The following is a 17,918-nucleotide window of genomic DNA, read 5'->3' as shown; positions in this document are numbered from 1 at the left end:
TCCTACAACGATCAATCCTAACTTTTCTCCATTGTAGCAATTCTGTAGGTTGAATATAAACTGTCTTCGTTAAAACCATCATTGCATTACTTAATTAGATAAATATATAATTAGTGTACCATCTAATCCTTTATGTAAACTGTCTATACTTAAGAAGGTTTTCACTCATGAGTACCACCTTTCAATTGGTGCGACATGGTCTCAAAGAACGACGAATCGGGGATGTCTCCCTCACTGCCCAAGGGGCTTTACAAGCCGAAACCACAGCACTTCATTTTGCCAGAGCTATCTTTCCCGTTACTAAAATCCTGACCAGCCCACTTCAACGGGCCCGAGAAACTGCAAGTATGATTGCCCGCCACACCCATTCCCATATAACCGAAGATCCTCGCCTGCGCGAACGTGCCAATTGGGGCGATTGCCCGAATCAGTCATTCGAAGAATTCATTACGATGTGGGATCGATGTACGTCTGACCCAGATTACATTCCACCCGTGGGAGACTCGGCCAAACAGGCAGGTGAACGTCTGGCTTCCCTCCTAACCGAATTGGCTAATGAAGAGCCAGAGAATAGTAACATTATTGTGGTTGCACATGGTGGACTCATTACTGATTTTCTGGTGCAAACCTTTACCGAGCGCGAGCTTAACGTCTGGCATTCCGATTTTATAGCTATGCAGAACCAATTGATCCCCGAGTGCTCCATCACCACATTGATCCATGATCAAGGTAAATACACCATTGAAGCGTTCGCTTCTACCGTGCATCTAGACTCTAACGATGTAAAAGAATGACGTAACATGGATGGCTGGGAACACACCAAGCTCTATCCTCAGATCTTCATGTAAAAAAAGCTCTGAAACCTCCATGTGACGAGACACATGGGGATTCCAGAGCTTCCAAGCTTCGATGCCAACGCTTAAAACTAACGACGCTGCGTCACGTTACAGCCTGATCATGAACACATGTTATGTTGCTATTGCTCATCCAGTCTGCTTACTTTCCGCCCTTACCTGGCGTGTAGAACTTAGGTAGCGTTACTTTGGACCAGTCCATATCCGATGCCATGTAAAAGGACGGATAGGACGGCTGATTGTATCCACTGTTCTGTCCGGCAATGCCCACACGATACATCGCATCATGCATCAGCGTGTACAACTTGCGGTCCGTTTTCTCGGTACTCAGATAGATACGAATCGCGGAACTGTCCGTGGTTCTCACCAGCATCTCTTCCCGCCAATCCCCGAAGATATCAGCCACGAGAGAAGGCGTACCTTTCGTATGATTATTAGTCAATGTGCCTGTTGCCGTCAGCAACGTGCCACGATTCCAGTCTTTGATGGTTGGTGTAACATCAATCGCACCATCTACGATCTGTGTCGTCATATCGGCAGACCAACGGATATTCATATTCGTTCCCGGCATCTGATCACTGATTTTCTCACCCTTAGCTGTCCACAAATCTACAGCCCATGTCTCCAGTCCACGGCGAGTCGGATCAACATCACCCACCATGCCGCGACCGGTATCTTTCCCCGTGTACCCACCATAGATTACTTCTCCGGTCTTCGCATCACGCAGGGAATAGCCGTATGGCGCCCACGGACCACCCTCGTGAACCATGAAAATTTCAAGTCCCGGACGATCCGGGTCGATATCTGCCACATGAAGTGCGTCCCCATGACCCAGACGGGCAATGGTTCCCGGTGCAGCACTTTCGGCAGGCATCAGGTCTGTTGAGCTGTATAGCACACTGCCGTCATGATCAATCGTGGCGGAGCCATAGATAATCTCCTGTTTGCCGTCTCCATCCACATCCGCCACACTGAAATAGTGTGCACCTTGAGTGGTGATGGAACCATACTGCGGATCTGTGCCATCCACACCATGCGGTCCGTCATTGAATGGGTTCTTCATTGGCGTCCAGCCGCTGTCCACTTTCCATTCCTTTTTCAGCTTCTTGCCGTCCCAATTGTAGGCAACCATCGTTGAACGTGTATAGTATCCGCGTGCAAAGATTGCAGACGGTTTCTTGCCGTCCAGATACGCCACGCCTGCCAGGAAACGGTCCACCCGATTCCCCGGTTCAATCCGTGCCATGGCATAATCGCCCCACATCAGACCATCATCATGACGCTCGGGTTCATATGGAATGGTCTCCAGCTCTTTGCCTGATTTACCTTCAAATACCGTAACATACTCCGGTCCATCCACAATAAAACCTTCAAACTTGCGCAGCTCATTGCGGTTACTGCGTTCTACTGCGTACACATCAATGAAGTAGTCGGCCAGACTCTCGGCATCTTGCTGAGATAATGGGTAGTTATATTTTTTCTCAATTCCAAAAGCTTCTTCCAATGTCGCAGGCCAGTTCCCCTTCACAACCTCATCGTGTTTATGCCAGTTTCTGAACATATCCACCACATGATCGTAGTAACCATCCGCACTTAAACGATAATCATCTTCGTTCGAGTACCCTGCCTTGCGATCCTGCTTCGGAAGCGTGATGTACTTCTCGGATGTTACTTTTCCTTTTTTGTTATATTTGATAATCTTCGTACCCGGAGCGGTCTTGAACATCATCTCGGCCTTGCCATCCCCGTCAAAATCGTAAACGAGCATCTGTGTATAATGAGCACCTGCACGGATATTGACCCCAAGATCGATCCGGTACAACAACTGACCGTCCAGGGTGTAAGCATCAATGTAGGTTTTACCGGTGTACCCTTTTTGCGATACGTCCTTGGCGTTGGAAGGGTCCCACTTCACGAAAAACTCATACTGGCCATCCCCGTCCACATCACCCACACTCATGTCATTGGCAGAATACGAATAAGCTTCTCCCGCAGGCGTCACGCCATCAGCGGGTTTTTGCAGTGGAATGTCCACATAGCCGTTCGCCCAAGGTTTGACGGATGCACTGCGTTTGCTCTCCTTGCCCTTCTTGTTCACCGCCGCCACTTCATAACGGGAAGACGATTTGCCCGCGGTATCTACATAGTTGGTGCTGTCGGTGACGGTAGCGATCTTTTTACCATCACGATAGACGTTAAAGTCCGTACCTGTCAGCCCTTTGTCGCTATACCCTGTGGCCTCGTCACCAAGCAATCTCCAACTGAGAAAAACACCTTCAGATGTCGATGCAGCCACCAAACCCCGATCCAGATATTCCAGTTGAATCTCTTTCACGTGACTGCCCCCCTTATGTGATTGCAGGCCAGCCTCCGTCGCCCCATTACCGTTCGAAGCTTCCGCTCCCGTAACACCAGCTGTTCCTCCAATGAGCAAAGCTACGCTGAGTGCCGAAGAGAGCACCTTGGCTGTAAGTGGCATACGAGCCTTCTTGCGACCGAATTGCCGGCCTGACACCGATCCTTTATGTACCGGCGTTGTTGTTCCTGAGTTCATCTACCTTCACGCTCCTTGAGACAGAATGGGTAACGCTTATACACATCGATGATGATTAGACGTTCGATAATTCATAGAGGCCTTCTTCGAAAGAAGGTTTCGACCCAAAATGATTACGCTTACAAAATTAAAAAAGAGAAATCAGCTTGCCCGACTACCAGAGTTCGGTCCCCCTTCCATTCTCTTTCCAATCCGAGCGAGGCGATCCCGCCCATCGGGTTCTATTATAGACATCCTGCCTGCCAGACCCTAGGCAAATATCCGTCCAAAACGATTAATAATCAGTGTTTTTAGGAGTCATTTGGGAAATCAACCCGATGACGCTTCGGTCGGAAGGGTGATTTCAGCTCACCGCCAAGTTTTTCTAACGAATCACACACACCCTATTGGGACGTTAAACTCCAACAACGAATTCTAACGAATCTCAGTAACCTTATTTGGACCAAAACGGGTCTAAACGGGGCAAAATCCACCCAAATTAACTGAATAGCGTGTCTACGATTCGTTAGAATTTTCAACTGTATCAATTCAACTAAATAGCGTGCCCTCTGTTCGTTAGAAAAGAAATAGTGCCGCCCCCTCCCCCTGATTATTTTCATAACCAGAGGACAGCCCAGCTTAATATATCCGCTCTCACATCCTAATTACGGATCTTCAAGCGATTCTAAATACATTTTCATGTGAGAACTTCAATCTAGAATGACTCTTGTAATGCATAGCAAAAAACCGCAATCCTCTAACACACAGAGGATCGCGGTTAAGACAGTTACAAATAAAGTTTAAGGCTCCATGCCCCATACCAGGTTTCCACCTTGGTAGAGTGTTACCTTGTTCCAATCCTGATAGGATGTTTTCGTTGGATCGAAGGAATAGTCATTAGTCTCGTCAAAGTTAGACCAGTCTGTTTTGTACATGCGAAGCTGGATGTCTCCAGTCTGTCCACCAGCCTGAATGCTGCCAGCGCCAGATGTGAAGCTCAGCTCAACGTACGAGTCTGTGAAGGTCCGCTGGATATTGGCTCCGCCAACTTGAGCGTAATCGATGGCAGAATCCATCGCAGCCGAGCCTTCTTTGGAGAAGTAATACCGGATCTTCAGATCACTCAGATTCACAGCAGTACTACCCAGATTTTTGATGTTGAAATACGGTTTGATCTGGCTATCTTGAGCATTGGTATCTCCAGCACGATATTGCACGACAAGATCACTCGTTGGTACAACGACACTTTGAGGTGTCGCGGAAGCTACAGCAGAATTGGCACTTTGCCCTGCTGCATTCACTGCACTTACCACATAATGATACGTTGTGCCGTTCGTCAGGGCAGTGTTGGTGTAGGACGTACCACTCACATTCGCCGCGATCGTTGTGAACGGACCTGTTGCACTCAGTGCGCGTTTCACATCATAACTTGTTGCAGCTGTAGAAGCTGTCCACGTCAGGCTCACCTGCGCATTGCCTGCAGTTGCTGTGAGAGCAGTCGGTGCAGCTGGCGCCGTAACACCTGCAACAGGTGTAGCTGTTGCTGTTGCAGAGTTAACACTTTCACCTACTGCATTTGTTGCCGTTACCACATAATAATAGGTTGTACCATTGATCAGACCGGTGTTGCTGTAAGATGTTCCACTTACATTAGCTGCAACTGTTGTGAATGGACCTGATGCACTCAGTGCCCGCTTCACACTATAACTTGTAGCCCCTGTAGAAGCAGTCCACGTCAAGGAGACCTGAGCGTTACCGGCAGAAGCTGTCAATGCTGCTGGTGCTGCCGGAGCTGTTGTTCCGCCCGGAGGATTACCTCCACCGTTACTTGCAGGAAGTACAGGGAATGCGTTTTTCACCAGTGCCACGAATTGATCATGGAACCAGTGACCCGATACCGGAGCATTAGGCAATGCACCTGTTAATACACCATCCCGAGTTGTGAAGGTTGGATCACACATCCGGTCAAAACCTTTGCCTTCGTTATTCGGAATTTCGGAGCTGGAGCCATCGGATTCACCCGGAGGTTTCACCCATACATAAGCATCCAGATGCGCTGGTCCTGGTGCAGCCTTAGGTGCTTCACCAATACCTGCACCACTGGCATTACACCAGTTCCCCCGATGCTCCCGACGATCTACACGTCCAGAATTCACATAATCGTTGATGTTGCTGCCCGTAGCAGATGCTGGACGGTCTACCCCGCCCCACCCATTCCGGCTAGTATCAATCAGGAAACCTGTGCTGCTTGGCCAGCCAGCTTGTACGAAATCAGCATACAGCGCAGCGGTGAAATCGGTTTCGTCAAAATAAGGATTCCACTCATAAAACTTGGCAGATTTAATCGGTTGTCCACCGATATTGAGATCAGGGTTAGACAGGTTCGGCTCCCCCAGCGGTGTAGTGTTTGCTGTATTTGTAATGAAGCCATCTGCACTGCTCAGACCTGCGGCTGTCCCTTGCACAACACTTGTATACAGCGCGACTGCTGCAGAACGGTTGTTATCCCATCCAAGCCAGCCGGAGTGGCCGATATCCAGATAGTTGTACACATTTGGAATGGCGTGCAGCTTGTCCAATGCATACTTCACACCCGCCTCATAGATACCTGTTGAGCTGGCTTGACCACAAGCTGGTGTACTCAGGTTGGTCACAAGGTTAGGCAGACTGTCCGGTTCAATGACAGCAATAATGCGAATATCCTGATACTTCGGATCTGCGAAGATATCTGCGAGCACATCAATATAATCCGTTTTATAGGTCTGCAGTGCCGCCTGTGTTAGTGGAAGCTCACCATTCGATGCAAGTGCATGACAATCCCGTCCGGGCAGATTGTAAATAACAAATGAAGCGGTGATCGGTGTACCCGGTTTCTTTTGAGCGAGAACGGCATCAAGATGTTGCTCTACACTTTTGCGACCAGCGTTGTCCGTACCGCCATAGATTGCAGCAATCCGGTCAACCCATACTGCGGTTGGATACGATTTGATGGTCTCCATCTTGGCCTTCAACGACGCATCGTTGGTCAGTGCAATGGATGTATCCACGAGAGCTGAATAGTCCTGATTCAGATAGGCCGTTGCCCCTACAAATGGATTATCCACATGTGCTTCAGCCGCCTGAGCCAAGCCGGGAGACAGTCCAGGGAAAATCCCCGCCGCGAGTAGCGTTGCTGCCAACATTTGCTTTACACCTTTGCGCAGGATCTTCTTACCTCTTGATTTGGTTTTCAATTTAGTCTTCATAGTTCCACCTTTCCTTTAGTTAGATTGGGTTGTACTCATGTCTGATCCTCTGTGTCATTATGATGCTTAGCACGAAGAGAACGTTCGGATGAGTTGGTTGTATCACCTCCAAAAGAAATGGTTGTATCACTGTAATCTGGAGCAAACAAATGGTGTGTGAGGGCGAATCATGTGAATGAGTATAATATGGTGGGTGTGGTTGAACGTGTGTTAGACATGAAGAAGTGTGAACAATGACTTATGGGATGTCTGAATCCTAAATTGGGTAAGCGCTTTCTTCAAACGGTTAAAAAAAAGGCCTTCGCCTATCCATCTACAAACATGATGTTCGGTGTCACCTCCTTATGTTCTGATTATACGACATGTAAATTTTACTGTAAATTGAATTATATAAATTTAATTATATTTTTTTCCATAATTCAGGCAGGAATCTGGACATCCCTTGCTCCAAAAGACACACGAGGTCCATCGTGGCAATCTGCCACAATGAACCTCGTGTTTTACAATGCCGAATTAACCGTTCGTCTAGCTAGTCATTACATATAATGTCTTGTTCTTATATTCCTACATCTAAGGCAAAACGACAATATCTCCCGGTTTCAAGCCACTAACTACTTCTGTCTTGTCCCCCGATTCCATTCCAGCCTGGATCGTCAGCGACTCGGTCTGTCCATTGCCTTTGTCTAACAGTACGTAAGGCTCGGTCTGATCCCGCATGATCGCGAGGCTGGACACTACCGTCACTTTATCCTTCCGCATTGTCTCGATATCGCCTTCCAGACTCACGCCTCCATACATTCTGGCGTCCGGCTTCAGATCAATGACCACATCAAACTGTGAAGCTTGCTTGAGGTCCGTATCGGTACTCTTGCGGGCGAATTTGGACACCTTACTCACCTTCCCGGTGAATTGCAGGTCTTTCTGCGCTGTCATTCGCACCTTAACTGGCATGCCCACCTTAAGCCTGAACATTTCTTCCTCACCAACAATCGTCATAAATTTCAGTTTGCTGATGTTTGTAATGGACCCGATCAGCTGTCCTTCCGTCACCGCACGTGTCTTGCTATCCTCTTCATTCATCTGAAATATACCGGAAGCGGAAGCATACACAACAGACTTACTTATAACTGCCTGCTTTTTCTGTATCTCCTTCTCCTTGAGGACCAACGCTTTTTGGTTCAATTCATTCGTCAGGCGTTTACCTTCCCGATCTGCAAATGCCTTCTTGCGCTCCTCTTCCGTCACGCCAAGGGTCTCACTCATATTCGCCTGATCCAGGGTAACCTGATTCATCTTGTTTTCCAGCTGAGCTTTCTCCAGATCACTCTGCAACTGTTCTACTTCCGTTTGTAACGTGGAAGTATCGAGGGTAAACAGGATATCGCCTTTGCTCACCTGCTCACCACTTTTCACGTGCCACTGCTTGATGTTGGAAGCATACGGAGCGAAGATATCCGTCTGATCGGTGTATACGGATTTCCCCTTCACCTGTATCGTTTGCGTCATCGTTTCCTGTGTCACATCAAAGGTAATCGGGGGTGGAATCTCTATAGGCGCCTCCGGTTTTGGCTTGTACTTTTCATACAGCCAGTATCCTGCACCTGCCAAAAGTACAACAGTGATGATAATTTTAATCCATTTCTTCATGTGCCCAATTTCCCTTTCGCTGATAAAATTACATTGATTTGATCACAGTTAATGCATTGGTCCGAGATGCGCTGATTGCCGGATATATACCCGATACAATGCCAACCAGAACAGCAAAAACGATGCCAAGTGGCAGAGCCGACTGCTGAATAACGACGGTCATCGGACCATTCATCTGATCTGCCATCTGACTCGCCAGCAGACTGTTCACCCCGCCGAGGGCAGCAAACGCAATCCCCACACCAGCCACGCCGCCCATTAATCCAAGCATCGCTGCTTCCGTAATAAACATCTGACGGATCTGCCACAGATTTGCGCCCAGCACCTTCATCACACCAATCTGTTTACGACGCTGATGCGTAGACATAATCATCGCTACAATAATGGATAATGAGGCCAGCAGCATGATAAAACCACCGATCCCCAATGCCGCTTTTTGGTACATCGCCAATTGACCTGCCATCGCTTCCTCTTGGAACAGATTACTCTGTGTGTTTAACGTCAGCTTTTTAATCTGTTCTTCCACCTGGGATACATAACGTTTATCCTCAACCTTGACCAGAGCTGAGTTAAGATGCTTGGCCGCACTGCTGTCGGCCTGCTGTAATCCAAGCTCATCCTGCAATGCACGAGCTGTATCGAGCGGCAGATATACTTTTTTATCGTTTTGAGCGCTCATATCATCCATGTTGGAAGGCTTCATCAGTTCGCCAGACACGCGTATAGAACCACTCATTTTGGTTTTGCTCGCATTCGCATAATCTTCATATCGGAACTGAACCAGCTGCTGAACCAACTGATCCTGCTTCGCAGACATTTCCGTAAACTGCTCCAAAAGCTCATTGTTATATGGATCAGCATTCAACTGCTCGAATAACTTCTGAGTTACTTTGGGGTCCACGAGTCCAAATGCAGCCCCATAACTGGTTACCGCCATACGACCATCCTCTGCCCCACGTCCCTCAGCATACTTGTATCCAAACCCGCCCAGGGTCTCCAGCTGGGTACCAATGACCTCAACATACGTGCTGCGACCATCCGGAAGCACCATTTCCAGCGAATCCAGCTTTAACATGGGAGCCACGGCAACCACATGGGGAAGTCTTTGGATAATCTGAATCTTTTCCAACGTCAATGCTCCCCGTTCAAACTTCGATGTCTGACCATTCCCCTTGCCGTTGCCGGTACGAATGCCCTCATTAGGCGTAATCGTAATTTCATCCATCTTGTAATTGTCGTTCAATGTTTTCTCGCTATAGGTCTGTACGGACTGCCCCACGCTAAGTGCAATGATCATGGCGGCAGAACCGATGGACAGCCCCATCATGCACAGCAGTGTGACCATTTTTCTGCGAATGATCTGTCCCCAGGCCATACGTGCTACATCCCGTATTCTCACATTTCCTCTCCTTTTGCCTCAAACTTCCCTTACAGCCTCTTCAACCAATATTCCATGTTGCAGGGTAAGCACAACTTGCATCCGCTCCGCGACCTCTGCTTCATGTGTCACAATGACAAAGGTTGTATTCATATCCCGGTTTAGCTGCTGCAAAATCGCAATGATCTCTTCCTCCGTCTCGGTATCCAAATTTCCCGTTGGCTCATCTGCAAAGATCACTGAGGGTTCGGTAATGAGCGAACGTGCAATACTGACACGTTGTTGTTGACCGCCCGACAACTGGGACGGGAACAATTTTGTTTTTTCACCCAGTCCAACCTGTTCCAGCAGCTTCAATGCTTTTGCTTTGCGTTTCGAAGGGCTTATCCCCATAAACACCAAGGGTAATTCTACATTTTCCCGGATCGTAAGATTGGACAGCAGTTCATAGGATTGAAAAATAAACCCGATATGACTGCGCCTGAACTCAGCCAGGCGATTTTCACTGAAACGTACAATATCTTGTCCCGCAATTAGAATCTTGCCCTGATCCGGTTTCATCAGCCCCGCCATCAAATTCAGCAGTGTGGATTTACCCGAACCAGAACTGCCCAACAGGGCTACCATCTTGCCTTCTCCAATCGTCAGGTTGATATCCTGAAGCACTGGCACGGTTCCCTGGCCATTGCGGAACGAGTGGGATAATTGTTCAACTTGAAGCATTGCTACATGTCTTCCCTTCTACTTGCTAAATATGTACAGAGGTTGTTACGTAAAGATTCGCGTAGCACATTCCCTCTTCATTATAGGGTGGAGATGTATCCGGGCTGGCCCGAGTTGTATCCAACTTGTAACATGTCATAACAAAAAGACCTTGTCCGCAGAGCAGCTATCGCTCCATCAGACCAAGGTCTCTAATATTCGTATGCTTTCCGCAGCTTACCAGGCTCTGAAACTAAAGCGGTACATTTCACTTTTATCCACTGAGCTGCTTACAGCAAATAATTCATCGTCATTCCATTTCAGACTGACGAAGTTATCAATATTGCGATAGATCACCGTATCCGACGAAATCTTGCTGTCATTCAGGTAGGCAACATGCAACTCATTTTTCTGATTCTGACTGTCCATCGGGAAAAAGTAAGCTATTCGGGATTCATCTGCATCCAGATCGAAGCTCCAGATCGAACCTTGTAATAACAGATCATACTGCCCCTCTGCTGCATGATACCGATACAGCCCCTGTACCTTATTCATCGTTCCCTGGATGAGCATGTCACCATTTTTCAGCAACTTGTACTGTTGAATGTCTTCCATTGCAGCATACGCCTTCACTTCATGCTCATCCTCAAGCGATACACGATAGATGGCATACTTGTCTTTCAGCATCACCAGTATATAAAACTGTTGGTGATCCTCACTGACCTGCAACACATCCATAACGATAAACGTATCACTCGAACCTTTCCCTTGTTTTGGTCCTGTGAACATGCTCATCAGCTCTTCATACGTGTAGATGACATGACTTGTCCCCTGGCTCAGATCAACTTGTTTAAATAACAGATCATCCTGACCGATGTAGGAGTCGTTTCCTACAAACACTCGATAATACGAGTTGTCGTACGGAAGCTTGCGACGTTCCCCGCTCTGTATCATATACTCATACGTTGTCTTCTGCGTCTGACCTGCCCGATACTGGGAGTAAATGATTTTCTTGTGATCCGGGCTGATCGTTACACCGTAATCCGTATTAGCCGCAATGTTTTTCACTTCCTTATCATCCAGATGCAGGAGAGACAGCTTGAGTCCTGAATAGGAAAATTCCGGTTGATTTAATATAATCGTGTTCCGGTCTACCACTTCAAAATCAAAGATCGCAAAGTCATTTGGAATCTTGGTAGCCGACTCGATCTGAATCGTACTGCTCGGTGGTGGCGCCAGACGGCTGTTGAATTGCTCACTTGGCAAAATTACTGTTCTAGGCTTGAGATTTCCGAGACTGAACAGGCTGCCAATCCCGAAAATTCCGCTGACAAATGCGATCAACAACCCTGACAGCATCAATCTATCACGGTTTTTACGCCAAAATCCAGGATGTCTCATGCGTTCATTTCCCCCGGAAGACTGATATTCACTTGTGTCCCTTCCCGCATGATGCTCTTCATCTCCACTGTTCCTCCATGACGCTCAACGATGTTCTTCACAATAGACAAACCTAGCCCGGCACTGCCTTTCTCGGCCCTGTTGATTCCTTTATCCTGGTAAAAGGGTTCAAATACATGTTGGAGCGCTTCAGCACCGATTCCTTCCCCCTGATCACGGATCACAATAGCGATAGAATCACCTAACCGGAAGGATTGTACTTCGATAATGGAGTTCACATCACTGTACTTGACCGAATTATCCAGGATATTGAGGAAGACCTCCTTCAACTTATCCCGATCTCCCTGTAAATACTGATGTTCCTCCAGCTCATAGTGAATGCCTATATTGTACTTGCCCGCCTTAATCGACATGTCCTCACAAGCTTCACGAATAATATCCGATATATTGATACGTTCGAACCGGTATGCCTGAATGACCGCAGAGGAGACCGAGACTTCCAGAATATCTGCAACCATCGTGTTGAGACGCTGGCTTTCCTTGATGATATAATTCATGCCCTTGTCAAAAAAGTCCTGGTCGGTAAATCCGTTATCCCGTAAAATCTGGGCGTATCCCAGAATCGTCGTTAAGGGTGTCTTCAATTCATGTGTCACATTGTCAAAAAAAACTTTGCTCCGCGCCTGTACTTGCTTCACTTCGTCCCGCTCTCGCTCAATCACATCAATCTGCTCCCGTACCCGATCAATCATGATGGTGAAGCTTGAAGCCAGTTCACCGATCTCATCCTTGGTTGTAATCTGAATGTCCGCATTCAGACTCCCCTGGGCCACTTCCGCAGAACGTTTCGTGAGTACACGGATAGGTTGTGTAATTTTCCGGGAAATAAAGATGGATGCGATAAATACAAATACGAAAATAACTGCTGCAAAAAACTTGATCGTATTTTGAAAACGAAGGTTGCGTTTGAACAACTCCGTATAATCCTTCTTCATCTGTATGATTCCAATCAATTGTTGATCCATCTGGAGCGGGAAGGACAGACTGGCTGTGACATGGCCCTTATCCACAACTGTGGTGTAAGCAATCCGGGAATGTATGGCTGCCTCCACATCAGGATGGTCAGACCGCTTAGCGACGTTAACCTCGCTGCCAACAGATCCGTAGGGCGAAGCATCGGGACGGTATACCGTAATCTTCCCGCCAACGGCTGAACCAATCTGCTCCGCGAGCTCGCGACTTCCGGCTTCGAGCGAGTCTCTGCTCATGCGTTTGTTATGAATCAGGAAGTACTGATTCAGCGCGATGTCCAGATTTCTTTTGGATTGCACCATATCCTCATGCACTTCCCGGTACATATTCTCCTGAGCTACCTTATTGGACAGAATCAGCAGGACGGAAAATCCGATAAATACAATGACCGAGAATAAAACCACCATTTTGAACTGGATCGTCCACTTCATGTCTGTACCTGAATATTCAGCTTGTACCCCACACCGAATACCGTTTCAATCATCGAAATGCCTTGCACACCACTATCCAGTTTCTTGCGAATCCGTTGCACATGAATGTCCACCGTTCGGGTATCCCCTGCAAAATCAAATCCCCATACCTTGTCCAGCAGTTCAGAACGTGTGTGCACCTTACGATGATGGGCCACGAGAAATAACAACAGATCATATTCTTTATTCGTGAGTCCGGCCCGTTCCCCGTCTTTCCACACTTCCCGTTCATCCTTGCGGATCTCAATATGCTTGCCTAGCCTTACCACCTCATAGGACTGATTCTCCAGTGTCTCGCTGATCAGATCAATCCGGCGAAAAATCGCCCGAATGCGCGCAACCACCTCACGGATATCAAAAGGCTTCGTGATATAGTCATCCGCCCCAAGCTCCATGCCAAGTACCTTGTCCAGCATGTCCGACTTCGCAGTGATCATGATGACAGGTATCTTGGAGTTCACAGATAGTTGCCTGCACACATCAAAACCGCTCATGTCTGGCAGCATCAGATCCAGCAAAATCAGATCCGGCTTCGAATCCCGAAGCAGATCCAGACCCTCTTTTCCCGTAGCTGCTTCCTTGATCTCAAATCCTTCCTTACGTAACGAATAGGACAAAATATCGCGAATGGACTCCTCGTCCTCAATAATTAAAATCTCTTTTTGTCTCATGATACCTTCGTAATCTCCCTGCTCTATGAATTTCATCTGCCTATATTTTGTATCCCAAGCCGTATGCTTGAATAGAGGGAAGCACGAAATGTTACAACTCCGATACAACTCTGAACCTTTTGGAAACAACCACCCGATATACTTGGATCATAAGAGACTCATACCAGACCGGACCCAAGCCTGATCTGTATCCAAGGGGGATTCACATCATATGAACAGCACACAAGTAAATGATGCTTATATCAACTATAAATCAGAAATCACGAGGTATCTATCCCATATCGTCAAACAACCGCAAGATGCAGAAGATCTGGCACAGGATTGTTTCATTCGACTAATGAACGTTACCGTGGATATCCCTGAAGATCGGCTTCTCTATTATCTCAAACGCATTGCCCGTAACCTGGCGATGGACAGTTTCCGCAGGCGGACCCGTACACTTAGACGAGACAGCCGTCTGGAGGTACCTACCCATCACGTCGATACATCCCACCTTGAAATTAGCGAAGGTGTTCATGATCTTGTTTCCCATATTAACAACACCGAACATCGTAAAATATTAGAACTTCGCCTCATCCATGGATACTCCATTAAGGAAACGGCAGAGCTGGTGAATCGCAGTGAAGGCATGATTAAATCCTCTGTCTTCCATGCCGTCAATCGAATTCGGGCCAAAGTCATCTCATAAGAGATGGCTTTTTTTATGCCGAAAGCAATATACGAGGGTAGATTGGATAAATGAAGACGGACCGAAATACCTACGGATATGTCAAAAGACCCAATTTTACAAATATCGAGTTAATTTTTACAAATTGTTATGACTATGTGAGATTTTCATGTGGTAGAATATGGACGAACTCATGAATCAACTAATATTTAGGAGGGATTTGGTTGGGTAAATTAACAGGTATGCGAGGAGTATTTTTAAAATCACTCCTGGCATTGTCCATGGCTTTGCCGCTTCAGGTCGGATTATGGAACGGAGATGCATCGGTTCATGCGGAAGGACCGACAGACCCGGCACCGTTCATCCAGGCAAAGGTTGTGAACCAAAATGCAGGTAAAAAAGTATTGTTCGACAACTCTCACGGCCAAACGGCTGGAGCTGCAGACTGGGTCATTGATGGTGGTTTCTCCGACTTCGGGAATGCACTCGCGAATGATGGTTACTATGTCAAAGAACTTCGCAAGACAACTCCATTTACCTATGATGATCTGAAAGAGTATAACGTATTCGTTATTGCAGAGCCTCAAATTCCTTTCAAAACATCCGAACAAGCAGCACTGAAACAATATGTTGAAACGGGCGGCAGCATCTTCTTCGTTGGAGATCACTATAATGCAGACCGTAATAAAAACCGATGGGATGGCTCTGAAGTCATCAATGGCTATCGTCGGGGAGCATTCGAAGATCCGGCCAAAGGTATGAGCACAGATGAGCGTAATTCTGAAGCGATGCAAAATATAACCAGCTCGGACTGGTTGTCTGATAACTTCGGCGTACGATTCCGCTATAACGCACTTGGCGATATCAACGCTAATATCGTCGTACCGTCAGATCAAGCTTTCGGCATCACAGAAGGCGTATCGGGTGTAGCCATGCACGCAGGTTCAACACTCGCAATCACCGATCCGGAAAAGGCAAAAGGTATTGTGTACTTGCCAAAAACTAACGCAAAATGGAATAACGCGGTAGACCAAGGTGTTTACAACGGTGGCGGGATCGAAGAAGGTCCTTATGTAGCCGTATCCAAGCTGGGCGCAGGTAAGGCTGCCTTCATCGGTGACTCCTCTCCAGTGGAAGATGCATCACCAAAATACTTGCGTGAAGAGACAGGCACACGCAAAACAACTTATGACGGTTTTAAAGAAGTTGATGATGCCGTGTTGCTCGTGAATACCGTGAACTGGCTTGCTACACAAGAGAACTACACGGATCTAACTCAAGTGAACGGACTCGAACTGGACACAGCTACAACGCTGTTGCCATTTGAAGAACCGGCTGCTTCCACAGAACCACAGGCTGAACCTTGGGCCGCACCTGCTGCCGGATATAAGTGGTACGATCGTTCCACGTTTAAGGCTGGTTCTTACGGTGGACCTGCATCCAGCGCGAACGCCGCTTACAGCTTCGTGAAACAGGATACCCTTCCGAATGCAGAAGACTTCCAGATTCGTGTAGTTGTGGAGAATATGGCTCCTAACACAACCGTATCCGGTTATAGTGCCGGTATCTATCTGACTGGCGGAACACAGGTCGCCATGATCCAGAATGAAAGTGGTACTTGGCCGACTTCGTACGGCTACAGCTCCACATTCAGTGTAACCTCGGACAGCCAAGGTCGCGGGATCAAAGATCTGAACGTCCGTATTAAACCGGGTACAACTGGCGCTGCGAGCTTGCGTCTGCGTCTGAACGGCAGCAACCTGATCACCAATGCCGTGACTGTTGGCAATGTGCCAGCAGAACAGCTTCCGGAAGAAGAAGGACCAATTCCAGCAGCGATCACAGTTGCTGAAGCACGTACCAAAGCTGCTGGCACTACCGTAACCATCGAAGGTGTTGTGACGACAGAGCCGGGTGCATTTGGTGGACAAGCCTTCTATCTTCAAGATGAAACTGCCGGAATCTACGTATTCCAGCATACTAGCGGCTTCCATGCAGGTGACAAGGTGAAAGTAACGGCAGCAACAACCATCTATAACAGCGAGTTCGAGCTTACCGATATCGTTGCGATTGAGAAAACAGGTACGGCTTCCGTACCTGCTCCAATCGAGGTCACTGCAATTACAGATGCGAACCAAGGTCAACTGGTTCAATTGAAAAATGTAACGATTGAGAATATCATCAGTGCTACACCCGTTGGATCTTTTGAATTCGACGCGGTAGCAGCAGATGGAACGAGCACACACATCCGTGTAGACACCCGTACAGGTGTGACGGAGACTTCCTTCCCTTATGCTGCTGGTGACAAAATCGATATCACAGGCGTTTCCGCTATTTTCAAAGATGTATATCAATTGAAACCTAGAAGTTTGAATGATTTTGTACCTGCTGAAGAGCAAGGTGGCGGCGAAGTGCCTTCCACTCCAGCTGCAGGAGCACCGGGTAAACCGGTGCTTTCTTCTGATAATGGATATACCACTGGCCTGTTCGAAGGTTCGTACAACGTAAGCATGAACCTCTGGTGGGGCGAAAATGGTTCTGAGTACAAACTGTATGAGAACGGCGTTCTGATCGATACGCAGAAGTTGACTGCGGCTTCACCATCGGCTCAGTCCTCCAAAACCGCCATTACAGGTAAAGCCAACGGCACGTATACCTACGTAGCGGAGTTGACCAATGACAAAGGCACAACACGCAGTGACGTGCTGACGGTACAAGTAACCAATGCCGCTCCAGGCAAAGCTACGTTGTCCCAAAACAACTGGGATGGTGACGGCAACTATAACGTATCCATGAACCTCTGGTGGGGTACAAACGCAACGGAATACCGTCTCTATGAGAATGATGTATTGATTGATACACAAGCGTTGAACGCGGCAACACCAGCTTCTCAAAGTGCTACAACTGAATTGTCGGGTCGCGCTAACGGAACGTATACGTACCGTGCTGAGCTGATCAACGCCGCAGGCGTAACCAGCACCGAGACGATTACGGTTCAAGTAACCAAAGCATTGCCCTTGGCTAGCTAAGTCTCAGTTAAAGAAGCCTAACGTTTAACCAAGCAACTAAAAAAACCGAAACCAACATTGCCTGATTCACAGGGCAACATGGTTTCGGTTTTTTTTTGACTGAGTACAGTTGGACATTTTCCAGAAAGCAGACATTGAACCACTGTCCAGAAAGTAGATACTGGACCTCTGACAAGAAAGTACTCACTTACACTAAGGACTCTCCTAGTCGTTTCACTTTCCTAATGCTAGCGAACCTGACAGACCTTATTCGGCCATTTTGGACAAATTTTAAAATCTAACGAACCTC

11 protein-coding genes are annotated in these 17,918 nt (G+C 47.5%); 3 read left to right on the top strand and 8 right to left on the bottom strand.

Annotated elements, in window-relative coordinates:
- Positions 1 to 167 precede the first annotated feature (167 nt).
- On the top strand, positions 168 to 794 hold the full coding sequence (locus tag PAEAM_RS02985; protein WP_100526583.1) for a histidine phosphatase family protein: 627 nt from the start codon (positions 168 to 170) through the stop codon (positions 792 to 794).
- A gap of 202 nt (positions 795 to 996) precedes the next feature.
- On the opposite strand, the gene PAEAM_RS02980 is transcribed toward PAEAM_RS02985, so the two are convergent.
- From PAEAM_RS02980 to PAEAM_RS02945, 8 genes are all read right to left on the bottom strand, one after another.
- Complete coding sequence (locus tag PAEAM_RS02980; RefSeq protein ID WP_100526605.1) at positions 997 to 3,333, bottom strand: rhamnogalacturonan lyase; 2,337 nt, start codon at positions 3,331 to 3,333, stop codon at positions 997 to 999.
- An 854-nt stretch (positions 3,334 to 4,187) separates the two neighbouring features.
- Positions 4,188 to 6,632 carry a glycoside hydrolase family 6 protein gene (locus PAEAM_RS02975; protein ID WP_207765548.1) on the bottom strand — a complete coding sequence of 815 codons (2,445 nt, stop codon included), beginning with the start codon at positions 6,630 to 6,632 and terminating at the stop codon, positions 4,188 to 4,190.
- A gap of 570 nt (positions 6,633 to 7,202) precedes the next feature.
- Positions 7,203 to 8,279: an efflux RND transporter periplasmic adaptor subunit gene (locus PAEAM_RS02970; RefSeq protein WP_100526582.1), complete on the bottom strand. Its 1,077-nt coding sequence runs from the start codon at positions 8,277 to 8,279 to the stop codon at positions 7,203 to 7,205.
- A 28-nt stretch (positions 8,280 to 8,307) separates the two neighbouring features.
- Positions 8,308 to 9,678 carry an ABC transporter permease gene (locus PAEAM_RS02965; protein WP_100526581.1) on the bottom strand — a complete coding sequence of 457 codons (1,371 nt, stop codon included), beginning with the start codon at positions 9,676 to 9,678 and terminating at the stop codon, positions 8,308 to 8,310.
- Between the two features lie 18 nt (positions 9,679 to 9,696).
- The gene (locus tag PAEAM_RS02960) at positions 9,697 to 10,380 is read right to left on the bottom strand and encodes an ABC transporter ATP-binding protein (RefSeq protein WP_100526580.1); all 684 of its coding nucleotides are present in this window, start codon (positions 10,378 to 10,380) and stop codon (positions 9,697 to 9,699) included.
- A 216-nt stretch (positions 10,381 to 10,596) separates the two neighbouring features.
- On the bottom strand, positions 10,597 to 11,760 hold the full coding sequence (locus PAEAM_RS02955; RefSeq protein ID WP_100526579.1) for a hypothetical protein: 1,164 nt from the start codon (positions 11,758 to 11,760) through the stop codon (positions 10,597 to 10,599).
- A complete protein-coding gene (locus PAEAM_RS02950; protein ID WP_100526578.1) occupies positions 11,757 to 13,223 on the bottom strand; it encodes a sensor histidine kinase in 1,467 nt (488 codons plus the stop codon). Before PAEAM_RS02950 ends, PAEAM_RS02955 begins: the two co-directional genes overlap by 4 nt.
- Entirely contained in the window at positions 13,220 to 13,933 is a 714-nt protein-coding gene (locus PAEAM_RS02945) for a response regulator transcription factor (RefSeq protein WP_100526577.1), read from the bottom strand. Before PAEAM_RS02945 ends, PAEAM_RS02950 begins: the two co-directional genes overlap by 4 nt.
- A 211-nt stretch (positions 13,934 to 14,144) precedes the next feature.
- Here PAEAM_RS02945 and PAEAM_RS02940 point away from each other — a divergent pair, with 211 nt between their 5' ends.
- Entirely contained in the window at positions 14,145 to 14,621 is a 477-nt protein-coding gene (locus PAEAM_RS02940; protein WP_100526576.1) for an RNA polymerase sigma factor, read from the top strand.
- A gap of 221 nt (positions 14,622 to 14,842) precedes the next feature.
- A complete protein-coding gene (locus PAEAM_RS02935) occupies positions 14,843 to 17,629 on the top strand; it encodes a DUF5689 domain-containing protein (protein ID WP_481856103.1) in 2,787 nt (928 codons plus the stop codon).
- Positions 17,630 to 17,918: the final 289 nt, after the last annotated feature.

It is taken from the genome of Paenibacillus sp. GM1FR (assembly GCF_002803315.1).
In the GTDB taxonomy this organism is placed as follows: Bacteria; Bacillota; Bacilli; order Paenibacillales; family Paenibacillaceae; genus Paenibacillus; species Paenibacillus amylolyticus.
The sequence above is the reverse complement of the archived record's forward strand: the minus strand, read 5'-3'. Positions and strand labels throughout refer to the sequence as shown.

Excerpts from the sequence above, each read along its gene's own strand:
- PAEAM_RS02975 (WP_207765548.1), bottom strand. The coding sequence starts at position 6,632 with ATGAAGACTAAATTGAAAACCAAATCAAGAGGTAAGAAGATCCTGCGC.
- PAEAM_RS02980 (WP_100526605.1), bottom strand. The coding sequence starts at position 3,333 with ATGCCACTTACAGCCAAGGTGCTCTCTTCGGCACTCAGCGTAGCTTTG.
- PAEAM_RS02950 (WP_100526578.1), bottom strand. The coding sequence starts at position 13,223 with ATGAAGTGGACGATCCAGTTCAAAATGGTGGTTTTATTCTCGGTCATT.
- PAEAM_RS02940 (WP_100526576.1), top strand. The coding sequence starts at position 14,145 with ATGAACAGCACACAAGTAAATGATGCTTATATCAACTATAAATCAGAA.
- PAEAM_RS02960 (WP_100526580.1), bottom strand. The coding sequence starts at position 10,380 with ATGCTTCAAGTTGAACAATTATCCCACTCGTTCCGCAATGGCCAGGGA.
- PAEAM_RS02935 (WP_481856103.1), top strand. The coding sequence starts at position 14,843 with ATGCGAGGAGTATTTTTAAAATCACTCCTGGCATTGTCCATGGCTTTG.
- PAEAM_RS02970 (WP_100526582.1), bottom strand. The coding sequence starts at position 8,279 with ATGAAGAAATGGATTAAAATTATCATCACTGTTGTACTTTTGGCAGGT.
- PAEAM_RS02985 (WP_100526583.1), top strand. The coding sequence starts at position 168 with ATGAGTACCACCTTTCAATTGGTGCGACATGGTCTCAAAGAACGACGA.
- PAEAM_RS02945 (WP_100526577.1), bottom strand. The coding sequence starts at position 13,933 with ATGAGACAAAAAGAGATTTTAATTATTGAGGACGAGGAGTCCATTCGC.
- PAEAM_RS02955 (WP_100526579.1), bottom strand. The coding sequence starts at position 11,760 with ATGAGACATCCTGGATTTTGGCGTAAAAACCGTGATAGATTGATGCTG.